The sequence below is a fragment of the Frigoribacterium sp. MCBA15_019 genome, assembly GCF_001864945.1.
Taxonomy (GTDB): Bacteria; Actinomycetota; Actinomycetes; order Actinomycetales; family Microbacteriaceae; genus Frigoribacterium.
The window spans coordinates 13,557-33,692 of record NZ_MJGS01000004.1 but is presented as its reverse complement, the minus strand read 5'-3'; the positions used below and the strand labels follow the sequence as shown (position 1 = coordinate 33,692).

The window sequence follows — 20,136 nt, the reverse complement described above, 5'->3', positions numbered from 1 at the left end:
CAACGGCAAGGCCGCGGCCGTACATTCGAGGCGTGACCACCTCGAGCGCCGTCGCGCCTGCGCCCCTCCCCACGCGACTGCGCCGTACCTGGTCGCGCGTGCAGGCGCATCCGCGTGGCCTGCTCTACGGCTTCGTCGCCGTGCACGCCGCCGTGTTCCTGGCGCTCACGCCGCTGATGATCGGCGGCGGGGTCAGCGGCGACCTGCCGCTGTACCGGCTCTGGGCGACGGGGGCCCTGAGCGACGGGGTCTGGCCCGTCCTCGACTTCTCCTGGGTCTACCCGGCCGGGGCCGTCGTGCCGATCGTGCTGCCGAACGTCTTCGGCGAACAGCACTACCAGTTCGTCTGGCTGGCGCTGCTGACCGCCCTCAACGCCGTCGCGCTCTGGCTGCTGACCGACCGTGGTCGTCACACGGTCGACAACCGGGCCGCCTGGTGGTGGCTGCTCGTGACGCTCCTGCTCAGCCCCGTGGCGTTCCTGCGGCTCGAGGGGTTCAGTGCGCCGTTGGTCGTCGCCGCCCTGATGCTGCTGTCGACGCGTCCGCGGGTGGCCGGGCTGCTGCTCGCCGCGGCGACCTGGATCAAGGTCTGGCCCGCCGCCGTCATCGCGGCGGTCGTCGTCGGGTCGCGTCACCGGGCGGTCGTGCTGCGCGGGGGCGTGCTCGTCACCATGGTCGTCGTGTCGTGCGTGTTGCTCGGCCGGGGGGCCGACGACCTCACGAGCTTCGTGACGATGCAGTCGGGGCGGGCCCTGCAGCTCGAGGCGACGCTCTCGACGCCCTGGCTGTGGATGGCCATGCTGCGCGTCCCCGGCGCCTCGGTCTACCAGAACGTCGCCCTCGCCACGCGCGAGGTGATGGGCCCGGGCGACACCTGGATGATCAACGAGAGCACCCAGGTCATGCTCGCCGTCCTCGTGCTCCTGGCCGGCGTGCTGGCCGTCGCCAGCTTCGGCCTGCCCCGGTGGGGTTCGTCCAGGAGGCGCGGGTCGGCAGCGTCCGCCGACGCCGTGGCCGTCGTCCCGGCTCGTGCCCGCGGCGACGAGTTCGACACGGTGCTGCTCGGCGCCCTGACCCTCACCCTCGCCTTCGTCGTCTTCAACAAGGTGGGCTCGCCGCAGTACCTGCTCTGGATCGTCCCGATCGTGGCCGTCGGGTACGCCGCGCGTCCCGAGACGTTCCGGACGCCGGCCGTGTTGACCGCCTGGGCCTCGGGGCTCACGACGCTGGTCTTCCCGATCCTCTACCGGCCGCTGATCGAGCTCAACCCGGTGGCCGTGCTCGTCCTGGGCGCCCGCAACGCCCTGCTCGTGGTCCTGTTCTGCTGGTGCACGGCCCGACTCGTGCGGCTGGCGGTCGCCACGGTGCGCAGCGACGCGCTCGAGGTGCGCGTCCCGCTGGTGGCGACCCGCGCCTCCTGACCGCGGCGTCGGGGCGGCTCGTCCCCCGCGTGCCGACGGGTGGCGTCGTCCACGGATGCCCGGCCAATCTGGGCCGCGTGCTCCGTCTCGTGCCACCGTGGGAGGCCTACCTGCCACCACGAACCAAGGAGCACTCATGAAAGGCAAGATCCTCTTCGTCGCAGGAGCGGCCGTCGGGTACGTCCTCGGAGCCCGCGCGGGCCGCGGCGCCTACGTCAAGATCAAGAACCAGGCCGAGAGCCTGTGGGAGAACCCGACCGTCCAGAAGGGCGTGCAGCAGGCCGAGGGCTTCGTGAAGGAGAACGCTCCGGTCGTCGCCAAGAAGGCTCAGGACGTCGCGAACGACGCCGCCCACGCGGTCGGCTCCAAGGCGAAGTCCGTCTCGGGCAAGGGCTCGGACGCCACCGACAAGGCCGCCGCCAAGGCGACCGAGGCGGCGCACAAGGCTGCCGACAAGGTGAACGAGAAGGCCGACGACGTCAAGAAGCAGACCCTTGGCACCAGCCCCGACGACGACAAGCTGCCGGGGGTGACGGTCGGTGAGTGACCTGAAGGCACCCGAACAGAGCACCAAACGTTCGCTCGGCTCGCTGATCGGCAGCCTGCCCGAGCTGATCTCGCGGCTGATCCGCGGCGAGATCGCGCTCGCCAAGACCGAGCTCGCCACCAAGGCCAAGGAGGCCGGGGTGGGCGTCGGGTTGTTGGTCGGCGCCGCCCTGTTCGGCTTCTTCCTGCTCGCCGTGCTCATCACGGCCGGCGTGCTCGGGCTGGCGACCGTCGTCGCTCCCTGGCTCGCGGCGCTCATCGTGGCGGCCGTCCTGCTCGTGATCACGGCCGTGCTCGCGCTGCTCGGCATCAAGGCCTTGAAGAAGGGCGTGCCGCCGACCCCCGAGAAGGCCGTCGCCAGCGTGAAGGCCGACGTCAGCGCGTTGAAAGGGCAGGGCAGCTATGACTCCGAGAAGCACTGACGCGAGCGATCACGAGAAGCACGGCACGGCGAAACGCGGCAAGGGCGACGAGCCCGACCCCCGGGCCGAGCTCGCCGAGGCCCGTGCGGCCGAGGAGCGCGCCGACGCCCACGGCAGCACGTCGCCCGACAAGGACGCCGAGAACGCCACCGGGCCCCGCCCCGGCGCGAGCATCCCCGAGATCGAGCTCGACCTCGCCCGCACGCGTGAAGAGTTCGCGGCCACGCTCGACGCCATCGAAGACAAGTTGAGCGTCCCCGCCCACGCCCGTCGGCTGAAGGCGAGCGTCAAGCGCCGCCTCGACAGCGACCCGAAGCCCGTCGTGGCGGCCGCCGCGGCCGGCACCGTCGGCGTCGTGGCGCTCGTCGCCGGCATCGTCAAGACGATCAGGCGCTGACCCGTGGCCCAGAAGAGCACCGAGCGCGAGCAGCAGTCACCCGACGAGGACGACTCGCGCAAGCCACAGGACCTGACCGACGTCTCCAAGCCCTCGTGGGGGTACGTGCTGGGCAAGACCCTGCGCGAGTTCACCCGCGACCAGTGCACCGACCTCGCCGCCGCGCTCACGTACTACGCGGTGCTGGCGATCTTCCCGGCGTTGCTGGCGATCGTGTCGCTGCTCGGCGTCGTGGGGCAGGCGGACTCGACCGCCAAGACACTGCTCGACCTCGTGTCGCAGTTCGGGTCCGAGGACGTCGCCGCCCTACTACGGGAACCGATCATGCAGCTCACCGGTTCGCCGGCCGCCGGGGTCGCCCTGATCGTCGGTGTACTGGGTGCCCTCTGGTCGGCCTCCGGTTACGTGGGCGCTTTCGGGCGGGCCATGAACCGCGTCTACGGCATCGACGAGGGGCGTCCGATCTGGAAGCTCCGTCCGACCATGCTCGGCGTCACGGCGTTCACGGTCGTGCTCATCGTGGTCGCGGCGCTCATCCTGGTCATCAGCGGCCCCGTGGCCGAGACGGTCGGCGACCTCGTCGGACTGGGCAGCACCGCGGTCTTCGTCTGGGACATCGCCAAGCTGCCGATCCTGGCGATCATCGCCATCGTGATCGTCGCGGTGCTCTACTACTGGGCTCCGAACGTCAAGCAGCCGAAGTTCAAGTGGATGAGCCTCGGGTCGCTCGTGGCCCTGCTCATCTGGTTGGTCGCGTCCATGGGGTTCGCGTTCTACATCGCGAACTTCTCGAACTACAACAAGACGTACGGCTCGCTCGGTGCGGTCATCGTCTTCCTGTTGTGGCTCTGGATCACGAACAACGCCCTGCTCTTCGGGGCCGAGTTCGACGCCGAGCTCGAGCGCGGTCGTGAGCTGCAGGCCGGCCTCCGGGCCGAGCGCGACATCCTGCTGCCGCCCCGCGACACCGCCCAGAGCGAGAAGAAGGCCGCGGCCCTCGCCAAGGACGAGCTCGCCGGCATGCGCCTGCGGCAGGCGGCCGCGGCGACCATCGAGAAGAACGGTGACGAGGTGCCCGAGCCGGACGGCGAGGGCGGCTCCGAGGCGTCCGCATCCGATCGGAAGAAGGACGAGCGCGCCGAGGACGGGCCCTCGAAGGGCGACCGCTCGAAGGGCGACCAGGACGACTAGGTGACGTCCCCGCACGACGCGACCCGCGCCTCCTCGGCTCTCACGAGCTCGGGAGGCGCGGGTCGCGTCGTTCGTCAGGGGGCGTGGACGACGTGCCCGGCCCGGTCGTCCGTCAGAACGAGAAGCCCAGCTCGGACGGGTAGTCGCCGCGCGCGGTGAGGGTCGTGGCGGCGTCGCGCAGGTGCGACAGCGTCAGGCCCATCGTGGTCGGTCCGAAGCTGACCCGCGAGACGCCCAGCTCGGCCAGACGGGCGAGCGGGACGGACGACGGGTTCGAGATGACGCTGACCTTGCCGTGGATCTGCTCGAGGGCGGCCTTGACGAGGTCTTCGGTGCCGAGGCCGAGGACGAAGGCGCAGTCGGCGCCGGCGTCGAGGTAGGCGTTGGCCCGGGTGATCGCGTCGTCGAACGAGTCGGGGTCGCCGGCCAGGGCGTCGACGCGGGCGTTGATGACGATCGGCACCCCGGCACGGTCGCCGGCGCGGCGGGCGGCCGCGATCTTCGAGACCTGGGTGTCGATGTCGTACAAGGGTGCCTTGGCCTGGCCGATGCTGTCCTCGATGTTGAGGCCGGCGGCCCCCTCTTCGATGAGGCGGAAGACGTTGTCGAGCGTGCCGGCGGCGTCGGTCGCGTAGGCCTTCTCGAAGTCGACGGAGACGGGCAGGTCGACCGAGCGGATCACGATGCGGGCGGCGGCCAGCATGTCGTCGACGTCGAGCCCTTCGCCGTCTTCCACGCCGTGGGCCTCGCTGATCGAGTGGGAGGCGGTGGCCAGGGCCTTCACGCCCGGTGCGCCCGCGACGATGCGCGCGGTGATGCTGTCCCAGACGTTCGTCACGATCAGCGGGTCGCCGGGGACGTGCAGGGAGCGGAGGAGTTCGGCCTTCTCGGCCGTGCTGGAGATCGACATGCGCCCAGCCAACCAGCCCGGGCTGGCAGGCACCAGCCCGGGCCGATCTCGGCGGGGACTAGTCGCGCCGAAGGACGAGCTCGCTGAGCGGCAGGCGCTCGCGCGGGGCGGTCTCGCGCTCGGCGAGGGCCTCGATCAGCTTGTCTGCCTCGTCGACGACGCCGACGGCCGTGACGGTGACGGGCTTGAGGTTGTCGGTCAGGCCGAAGGCGGAGACGATCTTGTCCCACTCGACGCCGGCCATCTGGTGGGTGTGGAAGCCCTCGGCGTGGGCCTGCACCGTGAGGTGGGCGACGGCCTGGCCGAGGTCGTACTCGGCGGTCGGGCGGGCGTCGCCCTCGACGGTCGACGTCTCGGCGACGGCGACGATCAGTGCCGCGGCGTTGCCGGCCCACATCGCGTTGAAGCTCATCAGGGTGCCGACGATCGTGTCGAACGACTCGCTGCCGCGGCGGGCCACGATGAAGCGACGGGGCTGGTGGTTCTGCGCCGACGGAGCCCAGCGGGCGGCCTCGAGCAGGGCGTCGAGCTGACGGTCCGAGATCTCGGCGGTCGGGTCGAACGAGCGGGGGCTCCAGCGCTCGTCGAGCAGCGACACGATCGGGACGCTGGTCTCGGCGGTGCGGACGGTGGACGGGGCGGTGGACTCGGAGATCGACATGGTGCCGCTTTCTTCTCGTTGACAAGGGTGTGGGCGCGCCGTCGAGCCACGGTCACGACAACTCCGCCCGCCCCCACGGGATTCCCGACGTCAGGAGGCGCGGGTCGCCTCGGCGAGGACGGCCGCCACCCGGCCGGGCACGGTCTCGTCCTGCAGGCTCGTCGTATCACCGAGCGGGCGCCCGTCGACGATGTCGGCCAGCAGCCGCCGCATGATCTTGCCCGAGCGCGTCTTGGGCAGGTCGGGCACGACGAGTACGGTGGCCGGCTTGGCGATCGGCCCGATCTGATCGGCCACGTGGGCGCGCAGCGTCGGCGAGAGCGACCCCGCGAGCGGAGCCCACACCGACGGCTCGGTGGCGTCGCCGGCGTCTCGCACCGCGCCTCCTGCCGGTCGCGTCGACGGCACCACGAACGCGGCGATCGCCTGGCCGGTGCGCTCGTCGGTCACACCGACGACGGCCGCCTCGGCGACGGCCGGGTGCGACACGAGCGACGACTCGATCTCGATGGTCGACAGGCGGTGGCCCGACACGTTGATCACGTCGTCGACCCGACCGAGCACCCAGATGTCGCCGTCGGCGTCGTACTTCGCGCCGTCGCCCGAGAAGAACCAGCCCTGCCGCCAGTAGGTCGCCCAGTAGCTGTCGCGGTAGCGCTCGGGATCGCCCCAGACCGTGCGGGCCAGTGCCGGCCCGGTCTGCTGCACCACGAGGTAGCCGCCGCTGCCGTTCGGGACGCGCTCGCCGGCGTCGTCGACCACGGCGGTCGACAGCCCGGGCAGGGCCCGCAGCGACGAACCCGGCTTGAGGGTGTCGGCCCCGGGCAGCGGGGCCATGACGGCAGCCCCCGTCTCGGACTGCCACCAGGTGTCGACGATCGGGCACTCGCCCCGGCCGAACTGCTCGTGGAACCAGACCCAGGCTTCGGGATTGATGGCCTCGCCGACCGTGCCGAGCAGGCGCAGCGACGAGAGGTCGTAGGTGTCGGGCAGCCCGTCGGGGAACCAGGACGACAGCGTGCGCACCAGCGTCGGGGCCGTGTAGTACGTCGTCACGCCGTACCGCTCGATGATCTCGAGGTGTCGGGCCGGGTGCGGGGTGTCGGGAGTGCCCTCGTAGATCACCTGGGTCAGCCCGTTCGAGAGCGGGCCGTAGATCTCGTAGGTGTGCGCCGTGACCCAGGCGAGGTCGGCCGTACACCAGTGCACGTCGTCGGGCTTGGCGTCGAAGACGGCCCAGTGCGTCCAGTTCGCCTGGGTGAGGTAGCCGCCGCTCGTGTGCACCAGGCCCTTCGGCTTGCCGGTGGTGCCGCTCGTGTACATGATGAACAACGGGGTCTCGGCACCGAAGAACTCGGGTTCGTCGGTGTCGGGCTGCGGGTCGACGACGTCGTGCCACCAGAGGTCTCGTCCGTCCGTCCACGGGACGTCGGGCGTCTGCTCGCCGGTCCGTCGCACGACCAGCACGTGCTCGATCTCGTTCTCGCCGCTGACCGCGTGGTCGGCGTTCGCCTTGACCGGCACCGCGCCTCCGCGTCGGAACTGCCCGTCGGTTGTCACGAGCAGCTTGGCGCGGGTGTCTTCGACCCGGAACTTGAGTGCCTCACCCGAGAAACCGCCGAAGACGAGCGAGTGGATCGCCCCGAGTCGCGCGATGGCGAGGGTCACCACGATCGTCTCGGCGATCACCGGCAGGTACACGACGACCCGGTCGCCCTTTCCCACGCCGAGCGACCGCAGGCCGTTCGCCGCCTTGACGACCTCGCGCTGCAGCTGCGCATAGGTGACGTCGCGGCGGTCGCCGGGCTCGCCCTCGACGTGCAGGGCGACCTTGTCGCCGCGGCCGGCATCGACGTGCCGATCGACGCAGTTGACGGCGACGTTGAGCGTGCCGTCGGCGAACCAGGTGGCCTCGGGCACGGTCAGTTCGCCGTCGGGCCCCTCGGTGACGGGCTTCCAGGTGTGCGCGACCGTCCACGGCGTGTGCCAGTCGAGTCGCTGCGACGCCTCGGCCCAGAACGCGACGGGGTCGGCGGCCGCCCGCGCGTGCTCGGCGGACGTGACGTTGGCCCCCTCGACGAGCGCAGGAGGCGCGGCGAAGGTCCGTCGCTCGTCGAGCAGGTTCGAGATGGTGTCGCTGGTGGCCATGCGTCCCACGCTACGGGCGGCACGTCGGCGACGGGCGCCGCGGGGCAACGCTGCGTAACGCGCGGGCGATCGGGAGGGTGGGGACGAGGCGTACGACCAGGTCCCCCCGGGATCGGTGGAAATCGTCATCCCGTCGTAACACGTCGGCCCCTAAAGTGGTGACATCCGGCTGAGGGGCCGTCCGATCTCGGGGGGCCGAGCGGGGTGATCCCCGGCCATCGCGATCTCGCCCCGTCGCTCCGTGCCCGTGGCGAGACGACCCGACCCGCAGGAGCACGTCCGTGATCAGGAACACCGCACGCCGGGGGCCGCGCATCGCGACCTCGCTGGCGCTCGCCGGGGCCCTCGCCCTGGCACCCACCGCCGCCTTCGCGGCCGACGGCGACGACGCCACGGTCGACGGCTCCGTCGCCGGCCAGGCGACCGAGACGCCGACCGCCACCGCCGAGTCGACCGAGGTCGTCACCGAGGCGCCGTCGACGGACGCCGCCGACGCCGCGGTCGAGATCGCCGACCCGGCGGGTCAGGCGCCCGCCACGGACGCGACCGATGCCGTGGACGCGACCGAGACCCCGGACGCGGTCGAGGCCCCGGCCGCACCACTGCCCGAGGCCGACGCGCAGGTCGCGGACGGCGTGGTCATGAACTACGTCGTCAACACGGCGGCCACCGGCCAGGCGGCGGTCAACGTCGCGGCGGCCGCAGTCGTCGCCGACGGCGGGACGGTCCTCAGCCGGTACCCCGAGATCGGCGTCCTGACCGCCCAGTCGTCCGACGGGGACTTCCTCACGGCCATCCGTCTGGCGGCGGGCGTCGAGTCCGCCGGCCCGACGCGCACCGCGGCCGTCGGTGCTGCCGAGACGGTGGCCCCGGCCGGCGCCGGCACCCAGGGCATCGACCGCCCCCTCGGCGAGCAGGTGGCCCCGGTCGACCCGCTCGAGGCCGAGCAGTGGGACATGAGCGCGATCGGTGCGCCCGAGGCCCGTGAGATCACGCCCGGCGACCCCGACGTCGTGGTCGGCGTGCTCGACAGCGGCATCGACGTCTCGCACCCCGACCTGGCCGGACAGGTCGACCCCGCCCTCTCGGTCGGCTGTGCCGTCAACGGCGTTCCCGACCAGGACCAGTCGGCGTGGGTCCCCGTCGACGACAGCGAGTCGCACGGCACGCACGTCGCCGGCACGATCGCGGCCGCCGACAACGGCGTGGGCATCGTCGGCATCGCCCCCGGCGTCACGCTCGCCAGCGTCAAGGTCGTCAACTACGACGGCTACATCTACCCGGAGTACGCGCTCTGCGGCTTCATGTGGGCCGCCGACAAGGGCTTCGACGTCACCAACAACAGCTACTACGTCGACCCCTACGAGTTCTGGTGCCAGGACGAGGCCGATCAGGCCCCGGCTCTCGAGGCCGTGACCCGTGCCGTCGAGTACTCCGAGACGCAGGGGGTGCTGAGCGTCGCCGCCGCCGGCAACTCGGCCTACGACCTGGCGAACAAGACCACGAACGACACGAGCCCCAACGACTCGACCCCGGTCGAAGGCCGTGACGTGTCGCAGGGCTGCATCGACATGCCCGCCGAGATCGACGGCGTGATCACGGTCTCGGCCCTGCGCGAGGGTGCCGACGGCCAGCCCGTCTTCGACGCGCGCTACTCGAACTACGGTGCCGGCGTCATCGACCTCGGAGCGCCCGGTTCGGGCATCCTCAGCACCGTCTTCGGTGGTCGCTACGAGGTCTACAACGGCACCTCGATGGCCTCGCCCCACGTCGCCGGCGTGGCCGCGTTGCTCGCCTCGACCCACCCCGACGCGACGCCGGCCGAGCTGCAGGCGCTGCTGAAGAGCCAGGCCGACGGCGGGGGTGACCCCGCCCTCTACGGCGCGGGCGTCGTCGACGCCTTCGCGGCCGTCACCGAAGACCTCGGCGGCGACCCGGTCGTGGCCGTCGCCGACGGCACCGTCCAGGCGGGCAAGCCCTTCCGCATCCGCGGCGCGAACTTCGTGCCCGGCGAGACCATCACGATCGACGGTCTCGACGGCGAACTCGTCGCCGACGAGCGGGGCCGGGTCGACGACCTCGCCCAGCTGCCGTCGACCGTGCCCGCCGGGGTCACCACGCTGACCCTCGTCGGTTCCGAGGGCAGCGAGGCGACCCTCGACCTGCTCGTCGAGGCCGCCATCTCGGGCCCGGCCATCACGGCCCCCGTCACGGGTGCGGTCCTCGAGCCGGGCACCGTCACCGTGACCGGCACGGCCCAGCCGAACGCCCTCGTGACGGTGGTGTTCGCGACCGCCGACCAGCTGGCCGACCTCGACCAGACCATTCCGTCGGCCTCGGCCCGGTCCGCCCGGGTGGCGGCCGACCCCGTCGCGTACGATCCCGCGATCGGTGGTGCGTTCGCCTTCGTGCAGACCGACGCGACCGGAGCGTTCTCGCTCCCGGTGACCGGCGTCCCCGTCGGTGACTTCGGGGTGACCGCCGTCCAGACCCTGACGGACGGGACGACGTCGGCCTTCACGACGCCGGTCCTCTTCTCCGTGGCCGCCGTGGTCGTGGCACCCGCGCCTCCCGTGGTGACGCCGGTCTCGACGGGTGTCGTACCGGTCTCGACCGTCCGCGCCACCGGGGCGCTCGCCTACACGGGCAGCGAGCCGACGCCGTTCGCGGCGGCGGCACTGCTCATGGTGCTCGTCGGGGCGGCCACCGTCGTCGCGACCCGACACCGTCGCCGATCGACCGCCGGCCCTGACGGGGAGTGACCGACGGCCCTGCCGGGCCACCTCCGAACGCCGCTCGTCCACGACAGGACGGGCGGCGTTCGTCGTCCCACCGCTCGGGCGGTGCCCTCGGCTCGTGCCGTCGCCGACTGCACTCACCGGCGCCGACGGCCGACGAGCACGGGAGGCGCGGCCCGGCCTCGGCCACCGACCGACCGTCCGACCTAGGATGGTCCGCGACCCGCCGCCGCCCGCCTGGAGGACCTCTCGTGACCAAGGCCCCGACCGTGTACGACGTGGCCGCCCACGCCGACGTGTCGATCGCGACGGTGTCGAGGGTGCTGCGCCGTCCCGACGACGTGCGCCCCGAGACCCGCAGCCGGGTGCTCGAGTCGGTGCGTGCCCTCGGCTACGTGCCGAGCGGCGCGGCCCGCGGCCTCGCCGGGCGACGCACGGGCGTGCTCGGGCTCTTCCTGCCGGGCCACGACGGCATCGACGGCCCCGAACCCGACTGGGCGCGGGTGGCGGATGCGTCGCGCATCCCGCTGATCGACGACCGTGAGCGGGTGGAGGCGCCGGCCGTCCTCGACCCGGGCCGCGGTTCGACGACCCCCACCGCGCCTCCTGCATCCGACCACGGGTCGAACCCGGCGAACCTCTACTTCGACGAGGTGCTGCGCGGCGCCGAGGTCGAGGCCTGGCGACGCGGATTCGCCCTCATGGTCGCGGCCGGCCGGGGGTCGAGCCGCGAGGTGATGGTCAACGACATCGCGGGCCGGGTCGACGGGCTCGCGGTGCTGGCCCAGACGGTGCCGGGCGACCTGCTCGCGCACGTCTCGCGACGCATCCCCGTCGTCGTGCTCGCCGACTCGAGGCCGGGTGACGACCTCGACCACGTCGGCGTCGACAACGTCGCCGGCATGCACGCCCTGACGGACTTCGTGCTGGGAACGCGAGGCGTGCGCGACGTCGCCTACGTCGCCGGACCGTCCGACTCGCCCGACGAACTCGACCGTCACGCCGGTTTCGACCGGGCCGTCGAGGCGCACCGCGCCGCCGGGGCGCGCGTCACGGTCCGGGTCGAGCCGGGCGAGTTCTCCCGCGCCGGCGGTCGTCGCGCCGCTGCGGCCCTGCTCGAGGCCGGCGACCTGCCCCGGGCCGTCCTCTGCGCGAACGACCAGTCGGCGCTCGGCGTCCTCGACGTGTTCGGCGAGCAGGGCGTCGACGTGCCCGGTCGTGTGCTCGTGACGGGGTTCGACGGCATCGACGCCGGCCGGTTCTCCCGGCCCCGGCTCACCACGGTGCGCCAGCCGATGGGCGAGCTGGGCCGCATCGCCGTCCGTACGGTCGTGCGACGGCTGACCGACCCGGGTGCGCCCCCGCAGCGGGTCACCCTGCCGGTCGAGGTGCTGCTGCGCGAGAGCTGCCCCGCGCTCTGAACCCCGAGCCTCCTCGCCGACCGGCCCCGGCCCTACCCGAGCCCGCCCTGCCCGGTGTCGGCGCCGGTGACGCTGCCGTCGTCCGGCCCGAAGACGAAGTAGTGCACGCGCTCGGCGTCGACCCCGTGGCCGATCAGGGCCGCCCGGGCGATCGCCATGAACGGCACCGGTCCGCACAGGAACACCCGGTGCGACGCGGTCAGGTCGACCCGGGCCAGGTCGATCGGGTCGAGGTAGACGCCCGGCCCGTCGATCGACGCCTCGGCCAGCGCGCTGAGCGCCGACAGCGACCCCTGCGTGTAGCTGACCCGCAGCGTCGCGTTCGGCATCGACGCGACCAGTGCCTCGAGCTCGACGCGGTGCGCGTGCCGCTCGGGCGTGCGCTCGAAGTGCAGCGCCGTCACGACGCGGTCGGGCTCGGAACGGGCCAGGTGGTCGAGCATGCCGAGCACGGGCGTGCAGCCGATGCCCGCCGAGACGAACAACAGGGGAGCGTCGTCGAGGTCGTCGATCGTGAGCGACCCGATCGGGGGCGAGACGCTCACCACGTCGCCGACCTGCAGCTCGCCCATCAAGTGCGACGACACCTCACCGTCGGGCGCGGGCGGTTCACCGAGCAGCAACCGTGCGCTGATGCGCCATTGCTCGTCGGGCCCGCCGCGCAGGCTGTACTGCCGGATCTGCCGGGCCCCGTCGGCCAGCCGCACCTGCACCGACGCGAACTGGCCGGCGCGATACCGGGGCAGCGCTTCGCTGTCGGCCGAGACCAGGGTGATCGCGACCACGTCCTCGGCCTCGACGCGGAGCTCGGTGACGAGGGCCTCGCGCCACTCGTCACCCGGCTCGAGGTCGGCCTGCCGGTAGATCGCCTCGACCGTCGCCGCCATCTCGTCGCGGGCCTGACGGTAGACGGCCGCCCAGGCGTCGGCGACCTCGGCTGTGAAGTCCGGTCCGAGGGCGACCGCGAACGCCTCGCCGAGGTGCCGCTCGAACAGGTCGTACTCGTCGCGGGTGACGCCGAGCGCCGCGTGCCGCTGGGCCAACCGCGAGACGATCTCGCCGGGTGTCGCCGGCGCGAGGGTCGGCGCCCCGGCCTGGCGGGCGGCGTCCCCGCCCGGCGCTCGGCCCCCCGAGGAGGCGCGGTGCCGGTCGGCCCCCTCGCCTCGCGTCGACCCCGGGGCCGCGTCGAGGACGGCCTGCGCGAGCGCCACGATCGTGCGGGCGAGCTCACGCTGCTGCCGCCCCTGCGCGAGGTCGCCCCGGTTGAACTGGTCGCGCAGCAGGTCGGGTCGCGTGGCGAACAGGCGACGGTAGAAGTCGTCGGCGATGTCGTGCGCCCGCTCGGCGACCACGGGCAGCGAGGCGCGGAGTGCTCGCAGCTGCGTCGTGCTGGCCATGCGGGTCCCTCCGGTCGGCCGGGGTGCCGCGACCGGCACCCGACGCCGATTCTGGCGTGCGGGCCCGGGCGTCCCCTGACGGTTGGCTCGGCGTCGAACGACCTCGCGCCTCCTCGTCCCCGGGGGCTCGCGACCCCGAGACGTCATGACGTGCCGCTCACGTCCGGACCTGAGCGGCACGTCGTGCCGTCTCGCCGAGCCCCGCTGCTTGCGCACACGCGATGTATGCGCTTACAGTGGGCCCAGCTCACCTCGACGACGAATGAGAGAACGTGGCGATGACGCACGCGACACCCCCTCGGCGACACCCGCGCCGACGCTTCCGCACGCTCGCGGCCCTGGCAGCGGCCACGGCCGCCGTGCTCGTGGCCACCGGCTGCAGCATCCAGATCCGCAGCCAGCCGGACCCCAGCATCGGGGCCGACACGATGCTGATCAACGCCGACAAGGGCAATCCGCAGTTCGAGCGCAACTTCAACCCGTTCCTCACGAACAAGCGCACCGCCTCGACCTGGATCTACGAGCCCCTGCTCGAGATCAACCCGCTCGACGGCGAGATCACCCCCTGGCTCGCGAGCGAGACCGTCCTGCCCGACGCGCGCACGATCGACATGACGATCCGCGACGGCGTCGAGTGGTCCGACGGCACGCCGATGACCCCGGCCGACGTGGTCTACACGTTCGACCTGATCAAGGCGAACCCGTCGCTCGACCTCAAGGGCGCCTGGCAGCACATCGACACGATCGAGCAGCAGGGCGACCACGTGGTCTTCCACCTGCAGACCGACGACGTGCCCGCGATGGAGATCATCGGCCAGACGACGATCGTGCCCGAGCACCTGTGGAAGGACGTCGACGACCCCACGACCTTCCGCAACCCCGACCCGGTCGGCACCGGACCGTTCACGCTCGGCAACTACTCGCCGCAGCAGTACTCGATGGACAAGAACCAGACCTACTGGCAGGCCGACAAGATCGAGATCGGGCACCTGATCCTGCCCGCGACGAACAATCAGCTCGACACCGTCACGCGCGGCTACGACTGGTCGTACTCGTTCATCAGCGACGTCGAGGGCACCTGGGGCGCCGCCAGCCCCGACAACCAGTTCTGGTTCCCGCCGGGAGGCGTGATCGGCCTCGTGCCGAACCTCACCAAGGCGCCGTTCGACGACGTGAACGTGCGGCGCGGCATCGCGCTGGCGCTCGACCGCGGGCCCATCGCCGAGTCCGCCACCGAGGGGTATCTCGAGCCGGCCGGTCAGACCGGGCTCATCCTGCCGAACCAGCAGGACGACCTCGACCCGTCCATCCCGAACGCCGGCATCCTCGAGCAGGACGTCGACGGCGCCCTCGCGGCCTTCGCCGAGTCGGGCTACACGCAGCGAGGCGACGAGCTGGTCGGCCCCGACGGCAAGCAGCTGAAGATCACGATCCTCACCGCCAACGGCTACACCGACTGGCTGCGGGCCGTGCAGGAGGTGCGGAGCCAGTTGGGCGCGATCGGCATCGACGTGCAGATCCAGGCTCCCCAACCGGCCGGCTACCAGTCGGCCATCGCGAACGGCGAGTTCGACATGGCGATGGGCGGCATGGGCAACGGCAACGTGTACCAGGCCTACAACAACCTGCTCAACAGCGACTTCGCGACCCCGGTCGGCGAGACCACGGCGGCCAACTTCGAGCGGTTCAGCGACCCGGCGGTCGACCAGCTGCTCGACGACTGGAAGGCCACGACCGACCCCGAGCAGCAGAAGCAGTACGCGTACCAGCTGCAGAACGTCGTCTACGACCAGCTGCCCGTGATCGGCCTCTACTACGGCGGGCTCTGGGGTCTGTTCAACGACTCGAAGTTCACCGGCTGGCCCACTGCCGAGAACCCGTACATGGCACCGCAGAACTACGACCAGGCACCGCTGCTGATCTTCACGAAGCTCAAGCGCGTCGACCAGAAAGAGGGCGACCAGTGAAGTACGCAGCCCAGAAACTCGGCCTGTTCGTGCTCACCCTGTGGGCCGCGGTCACCCTGAACTTCATCCTGCCGCGGCTGATGCCCGGCAGCCCGACCGACGCCGCGATCGCGAAGCTGTCGCTGAACGGTCCGGTCAGCGCGGCGACCCGTGCCGCCATCGAGGCCCAGCTCGGCGTGCCGGACGGCAACGTGCTGCAGCAGTACGTCAGCTACCTCGGTCAGGTGGTGCGTCTCGACTTCGGCACCAGTTACACGTTCTTCCCCGAGACGGTCGGCCACCTGGTCGGCCAGGCCCTGCCGTTCACGCTGATCCTCGTCGGCGTCTGCACGGTCATCGCCTTCGTGCTCGGCACCCTGATCGGTGTCGCCGCGGCGTGGAAGCGCGGCACCTGGCTCGATTCGCTGCCCACCCTGTCGGGCAGCTTCATGAGCACGTTCCCGTACTTCTGGACGGCCCTGCTGCTGCTGTTCTTCCTGGGCTACGTGCTGCACTGGTTCCCCACCACGGGGGCCTACGGCGCGACGACGACGCCCGGGTTCACGCCGGCCTTCGTCGGCGACGCGCTGCAGCACGCGGTGCTCCCGGCCATCACGATCCTGCTGACGAGCCTCGGCGGCTGGATCCTCGGCATGCGCAACGCGATGATCTCGACGCTGGGTGACGACTACGTCACCTTCGCCGAGGCCAACGGCCTGAAGGGTCGCACGGTCGCCGTTCGCTACGCCGCCCGCAACGCCATCCTGCCGAACCTGACCGGCTTCGGCCTCGCCCTCGGTGGCGTGGTCGGCGGCTCGATCCTCGTCGAGCAGGTGTTCGGCTACCCCGGCATCGGCTACCTGCTGTTCAACGCCGTCATCGGCCAGGACTACCCGCTGATGCAGGCCCTCTTCCTGATGATCACGGTCAGCGTGCTCGTCGCCAACTTCCTCGTCGACATCTTGTACGGCGTGCTCGACCCAAGGACCCGCCGATGACCTCCACCGTGTCCGTCCACCTGCCCGAGGGCGCGCCCCCCAACGGGGCCGCCGAGCAGAAGGCGCCCAGTCGCTGGCTCACCATCGGCCGCATGGCCGCGACCATCTGGTCGAACCCCAAGGCGAAGATCGGCGTCGTCATCTTCGGCCTGTTCGTGCTCGTCGCGATCTTCGCCCCGCTGCTCGCCCCCTACGGCGGCAGCGAGAACGGCTTCGAGCGCAACGCCGACGCGAGCTGGGCCCACTGGATGGGCACCACGGCCGCCGGTGAGGACGTCCTGAGCCAGCTGATCTACGGCGCCCGCATCAGCGTCTTCGTCGGCGTCGTCGCCGGCGTGCTGTCGACGCTGGTCGCCGTCGCGATCGGGCTGAGCTGGGGCTACATGAAGGGCTTCGGCGGCGACGTCGTCGGCTTCGTCGTGAACCTGTTCCTCGTGATCCCGGGTCTGCCCCTGATGATCGTCATCGCGGCCTACCTGCAGAACGGCGGCATCACCGTGATCCTCGCGGTGATCGTCATCACCGGCTGGGCCTGGGGTGCGCGCGTGCTGCGCAGCCAGACGCAGTCGCTGCGTTCACGCGACTTCGTCACGGCGGCACGCTTCTCGGGCGAGAGCGCGGGGCGCATCGTGTTCCGCGAGATCCTGCCCAACATGACCTCGCTGATCACCGGCTCGTTCTTCGGCGCCGCGACCAGTGCGATCCTCGCCGAGGCCGGCCTCGAGTTCCTGGGGCTCGGCGACTCGTCGATCGTCAGCTGGGGCACGATCCTCTACTGGGCGCAGAACTCGAACGCCCTGCTCACCGGCCAGTGGATACTGCTCTTCGCGCCCGGCCTCTGCATCGCCCTGCTGGCGATGAGCCTGACCTTGATCAACTTCGGCGTCGACGCCGTCGGCAACCCGCGACTTCGCGAAGGTGCGAAGCAGAAGAAGGAGGCGCGCAAGTGACCGCCACGGATCTCACCGACCAGCCCACTGCCTCCTCGCCCTCGTCCTCCGACGACGTGTTGCTCGACGTCCGCGACCTCAGCGTCGTCTACGAGAGCGCCGGCGCCGAGCCCGTGCAGGCCGTCGACCACGTGTCGTTCCGGCTGAAGCGGGGCGAGTTCGTCGGCCTGGTCGGCGAGTCCGGCTCGGGCAAGTCGACCCTCGGCTACGCGCTGACCCGGCTGCAGAAGCCGCCGGCGCGCACCAACGGCGGCAGCATCTGGTTCGACGGCGCCGACGTCCGCGACCTCGACACCGAGGCCCTGCGTCAGCAGCGGCAGGGCGGCTTCGCGATGGTGCTGCAGTCGGGCATGAACGCGCTGAACCCGGTGCGAACGATCCGCAACCACTTCGTCGACGTGTTCAAGGCCCACGGCCACGTGCCGCGCGACCGCTGGCACGCCCGTGCCGCCGAGCTGGTCGCCAAGGTCGAGCTCGACCCAAGCGTCCTCGCGCGGTTCCCCGGCGAGCTGTCCGGCGGCATGCGCCAACGCGTCTCGATCGCCCTCGCCCTGTCGCTCGAGCCGCAGCTGATGGTCTTCGACGAGCCGACCACCGCGCTCGACGTGCTCGTGCAGCACGCGGTGATGGACACGATCATCTCGCTGCAGCAGAGCGAGGGCTTCACGGCCGTGCTGATCAGCCACGACCTCGGCATCGTGCTCGAGTCGGCGCAGCGTGTGCTCGTGATGCACGAGGGCCGCATCGTCGAGGACGGCCGCTCGGCCGACGTGCTCGCCGACCCGCAGGACGACTACACGCGCATGCTGCTGTCGCACTACGCCGACCCGCGCGCCGAGGTCGTCTCGCTGCCCGGCTTCGAGGACCGATCGGTCCGCCGGGCCCGGGGTGACCGCCGCGTCGACACCACGACCTCGGTGCCGACCGTGGCCACGCGCGGACAGCGCACGGCGCAGCACGCGATCACCGTGAGCGGCGTGACCAAGACCTACGCGCCTCCTCGTCGCGGGGACGACCCCGTACGGGCCGTCCGCGACGTGTCGTTCACGCTCGAACCGGGACAGTCGCTCGCCCTCGTCGGGCAGAGCGGCTCGGGCAAGAGCACGATCGCCAAGCTCGTCACGGGCGTCGAGAAGCCGACGAGCGGCAGCGTCACGTTCGGCGACACCGACGTCACGAGGTTGCGCGGCCGCGCCCTCCGCAGCTTCCGCAGCGACGTGCAGATGGTCTTCCAGGACCCCTACGCCGCGCTCAACCCGCTGCACACGGTCGAGTACACGCTCACGCGCCCCGTCGTGAACTACACCGGCCTGACCGGTCAGGAGGCGCGGCGCCGGGTGCTCGAGCTGCTCGAGACGGTCGGTCTGACGCCGGTCGAGCAGTTCGCGGCCAAGCTGCCGCACCAGCTGTCGGGTGGCCAGCGGCAGCGCGTCGTGATCGCCCGGGCGCTCGCGAGCGACCCGCAGGTGATCATCGCCGACGAGCCCGTCTCGATGCTCGACGTCTCGCTGCGGGCCGGCGTGCTCGCGCTGCTCGAGGACCTCCGCGAGCAGTGGGGCGTCTCGATGCTCTACATCACCCACGACCTGCTCAGTGCCCGGCTGATCACCGACGACATCATGGTGCTCAACCAGGGAGCCGTGGTCGAACGGGGGCACACGGCCGAGGTGCTGCAGCGTCCGACCGACCCGTACACGGTGAACCTGCTCGACGCGGTGCCGAACCCGCGCCGCACGCACCGCGCCTCCTGACATCCCCTCTCGCTCCACCCGAAAGGAACCACCCTGTGCTGACCTTCCCCGACGGCTTCCTGTGGGGAGCCGCCACCGCCGCCCACCAGATCGAGGGCAACAACGTCAACAGCAACTGGTGGGTGCACGAGAACGCCCCCGGCACGACCATCGTCGAACCGAGCGGTGACGCGGCCGACAGCTACAACAGGTTCCGCGACGACATCCGGCTGCTCGCCGAGCTCGGCCTGAACAGCTACCGGTTCAGCATCGAGTGGGCCCGCATCGAACCCGAGCGCGGCATGGTGAGCAAGGCCCAGATCGCGCACTACCGCCGCATGGTCGAGACCTGCCACGAGTTCGGCATCGAGCCGATCGTCACGCTGATGCACTTCACCGTGCCGCGCTGGTTCGAGCGCGACGGCTTCTGGCGCGCGCCCGACGCCGCCGACCTGTTCGCGCGCTACACCGAGCTCGCGTTGCCGGTCGTCGCCGAGGGCGTCCGGTACGTGTGCACCATCAACGAGCCGAACATCGCCGCGATGCTCGCCGGGGGAGAGGACGCCTCGAACCTCGTCGCCTACGGCCTGCCGAACCCCGACCTCGAGGTCGCCGACGCCCTGCTCGCCTCCCACAAGCGCAGCCGCGAGGTGCTCTCGCAGCTGCCGCAGGTCAAGTCGGGCTGGACCGTCGCGACCCAGGCGTTCAAGGCCCTGGACGAGCCCGGTGCCGCCGAGAAGACCCGCGAGTACGGCTACGTCCGTGACGACTGGTACAGCGAGATGGCGGCCGGCGACGACTTCGTCGGGGTGCAGGCCTACACGCAGACGTTCGTCGGGCCCGAGGGGCCGCGTCCGGTCGCCGAGGGGCTCGAGACGACGCTGACCGGGTGGGAGTTCTACCCGCCGGCCGCCGCCGAGGGCATCCGCAGCGCGTGGGAGCTGTCGGGCCACGTGCCCGTCATGGTCACCGAGAACGGCATCGCGACCGCCGACGACACCCGACGCATCGCCTACACGCAAGGCGCGCTCGAGCACATCCACGACACCATCGACGAAGGCATCGAGGTGCTCGGCTACCAGCACTGGAGCGCCCTCGACAACTACGAGTGGGCCAGCGGCTTCCGCCCCACGTTCGGCCTGATCGGGTGGGACCGCGAGACCTTCGAGCGCACGCCCAAGCCAAGCGCCCGGTGGTACGGCGGGGTCGCCCGGGCGAACGGGCTGGCGCGGGCGTAGCTCTCGCAGGCTCAGCCGAGCT

At 71.5% G+C, this 20,136-nt stretch carries 16 protein-coding genes; 12 read left to right on the top strand and 4 right to left on the bottom strand.

Annotated features, from left to right (window positions below):
* Positions 1–32 precede the first annotated feature (32 nt).
* The 5 genes from BIV04_RS07485 (at position 33) to BIV04_RS07465 (ending at position 3,977) form a co-directional block, all read left to right on the top strand.
* The gene (locus BIV04_RS07485) at positions 33–1,421 is read left to right on the top strand and encodes a glycosyltransferase 87 family protein (RefSeq protein WP_071255571.1); all 1,389 of its coding nucleotides are present in this window, start codon (positions 33–35) and stop codon (positions 1,419–1,421) included.
* A 136-nt stretch (positions 1,422–1,557) separates the two neighbouring features.
* Entirely contained in the window at positions 1,558–1,968 is a 411-nt protein-coding gene (locus BIV04_RS17090; RefSeq protein WP_071255569.1) for a hypothetical protein, read from the top strand.
* A complete protein-coding gene (locus tag BIV04_RS07475) occupies positions 1,961–2,389 on the top strand; it encodes a phage holin family protein (RefSeq protein WP_056049738.1) in 429 nt (142 codons plus the stop codon). The genes BIV04_RS17090 and BIV04_RS07475 overlap by 8 nt, the downstream gene beginning before the upstream one ends.
* A complete protein-coding gene (locus tag BIV04_RS07470; protein WP_071255568.1) occupies positions 2,370–2,786 on the top strand; it encodes a DUF3618 domain-containing protein in 417 nt (138 codons plus the stop codon). The genes BIV04_RS07475 and BIV04_RS07470 overlap by 20 nt, the downstream gene beginning before the upstream one ends.
* Positions 2,787–2,789: 3 nt before the next feature.
* Positions 2,790–3,977: a YihY/virulence factor BrkB family protein gene (locus BIV04_RS07465; RefSeq protein ID WP_071255567.1), complete on the top strand. Its 1,188-nt coding sequence runs from the start codon at positions 2,790–2,792 to the stop codon at positions 3,975–3,977.
* Positions 3,978–4,089: 112 nt separating this feature from the next.
* Here the strand turns inward: BIV04_RS07465 and BIV04_RS07460 are convergent, their stop codons facing one another.
* The 3 genes from BIV04_RS07460 to acs form a co-directional block, all read right to left on the bottom strand.
* Positions 4,090–4,887 carry an isocitrate lyase/phosphoenolpyruvate mutase family protein gene (locus BIV04_RS07460; RefSeq protein WP_071255566.1) on the bottom strand — a complete coding sequence of 266 codons (798 nt, stop codon included), beginning with the start codon at positions 4,885–4,887 and terminating at the stop codon, positions 4,090–4,092.
* Between the two features lie 58 nt (positions 4,888–4,945).
* Entirely contained in the window at positions 4,946–5,548 is a 603-nt protein-coding gene (locus BIV04_RS07455) for a nitroreductase family protein (protein ID WP_071255564.1), read from the bottom strand.
* Positions 5,549–5,638: 90 nt separating this feature from the next.
* Entirely contained in the window at positions 5,639–7,696 is a 2,058-nt protein-coding gene (gene acs, locus BIV04_RS07450) for an acetate--CoA ligase (RefSeq protein WP_071255563.1), read from the bottom strand.
* Positions 7,697–7,977: 281 nt separating this feature from the next.
* Between acs and BIV04_RS17300 the strand changes: the two genes are divergently transcribed.
* Together BIV04_RS17300 and BIV04_RS07440 are read left to right on the top strand one after the other, a co-directional pair.
* Positions 7,978–10,458, top strand: coding sequence for a S8 family serine peptidase (locus BIV04_RS17300; RefSeq protein WP_071255561.1), 2,481 nt, complete (start codon positions 7,978–7,980; stop codon positions 10,456–10,458).
* 227 nt (positions 10,459–10,685) lie between these two features.
* Positions 10,686–11,855, top strand: coding sequence for a LacI family DNA-binding transcriptional regulator (locus BIV04_RS07440; protein WP_071255559.1), 1,170 nt, complete (start codon positions 10,686–10,688; stop codon positions 11,853–11,855).
* Between the two features lie 32 nt (positions 11,856–11,887).
* Here BIV04_RS07440 and BIV04_RS07435 read toward each other — a convergent pair whose 3' ends face one another.
* Positions 11,888–13,252 carry a globin domain-containing protein gene (locus BIV04_RS07435; protein WP_083396261.1) on the bottom strand — a complete coding sequence of 455 codons (1,365 nt, stop codon included), beginning with the start codon at positions 13,250–13,252 and terminating at the stop codon, positions 11,888–11,890.
* A gap of 278 nt (positions 13,253–13,530) precedes the next feature.
* Here BIV04_RS07435 and BIV04_RS07430 point away from each other — a divergent pair, with 278 nt between their 5' ends.
* The 5 genes from BIV04_RS07430 to BIV04_RS07410 are packed head-to-tail and all read left to right on the top strand — an operon-like array spanning position 13,531 to position 20,114.
* Positions 13,531–15,219, top strand: coding sequence for an ABC transporter substrate-binding protein (locus BIV04_RS07430; RefSeq protein ID WP_071255558.1), 1,689 nt, complete (start codon positions 13,531–13,533; stop codon positions 15,217–15,219).
* Positions 15,216–16,196: an ABC transporter permease gene (locus tag BIV04_RS07425; RefSeq protein ID WP_071255557.1), complete on the top strand. Its 981-nt coding sequence runs from the start codon at positions 15,216–15,218 to the stop codon at positions 16,194–16,196. Before BIV04_RS07430 ends, BIV04_RS07425 begins: the two co-directional genes overlap by 4 nt.
* Positions 16,193–17,146, top strand: a complete 954-nt coding sequence (locus BIV04_RS07420) for an ABC transporter permease (RefSeq protein ID WP_071255555.1) — start codon at positions 16,193–16,195, stop codon at positions 17,144–17,146. The genes BIV04_RS07425 and BIV04_RS07420 overlap by 4 nt, the downstream gene beginning before the upstream one ends.
* Positions 17,143–18,897 carry an ABC transporter ATP-binding protein gene (locus BIV04_RS07415; RefSeq protein WP_177174786.1) on the top strand — a complete coding sequence of 585 codons (1,755 nt, stop codon included), beginning with the start codon at positions 17,143–17,145 and terminating at the stop codon, positions 18,895–18,897. The genes BIV04_RS07420 and BIV04_RS07415 overlap by 4 nt, the downstream gene beginning before the upstream one ends.
* Before the next feature lie 35 nt (positions 18,898–18,932).
* Positions 18,933–20,114, top strand: a complete 1,182-nt coding sequence (locus BIV04_RS07410) for a glycoside hydrolase family 1 protein (protein WP_071255554.1) — start codon at positions 18,933–18,935, stop codon at positions 20,112–20,114.
* The last annotated feature ends 22 nt before the right edge of the window (positions 20,115–20,136 follow it).